This is a genomic window from Burkholderia sp. BCC1638 (assembly GCF_902833195.1).
Classification (GTDB): domain Bacteria; phylum Pseudomonadota; class Gammaproteobacteria; order Burkholderiales; family Burkholderiaceae; genus Burkholderia; species Burkholderia diffusa.
Map to the genome: position 1 here is coordinate 1 of NZ_CADFEC010000110.1, position 520 is coordinate 520.

The following is a 520-nucleotide window of genomic DNA, read 5'->3' on the forward strand; positions in this document are numbered from 1 at the left end:
AATTGTTCTCCCGCCATCATGTCGGCGGCGCGCCCGCCGCCAGGACCGCGCTGCGCTTCGCCGCCGAGGGCCTGCCGCCGGAGCGGCAGCAGCAATTCGCCGAGGCGCTGAAGGCGGCCCGTCGCGACGGCCGCGTCTATGTGCGCGAGGCCCGCGAGGGCCGCCGCGACGTGCTCGACCTGCTGGCCATGCCCCAGCTCGATCGCTCGGCCGTGGACGAGGCGCTCGCGCGCACGCGCGACGCCGACCTGCGCCTGCGCGCCCAGGTGGAGAGCAACGTGGTCGATTTCGCCGAAACGCTGTCGCCCGACGAACGCCAGCGTTTCGTCGACGGCTTGCGGCACAGCGGGCAATGGCGCTCGGGAGCGGCACGCGCGCCGATCCCGCCGCGTCAGTGACGTGAAGGTACGGGATGCGCGCCACGCCGCGCACCCCGTGCGAAGCCGCTTCGCCCGGCTGCCGACAATCCCGCCTCGACGGACCGTTCCGTCCTCCCACCTGGCCCGATGTGCATGCGCAG

At 73.7% G+C, this 520-nt stretch carries 1 protein-coding gene; it reads left to right on the plus strand.

Going from position 1 to position 520, the window contains the following annotated elements:
- The coding region (locus HWX22_RS31430; RefSeq protein ID WP_175917010.1) for a periplasmic heavy metal sensor at window positions 1-398 on the plus strand (398 nt) is incomplete at its 5' end.
- Window positions 399-520: the final 122 nt, after the last annotated feature.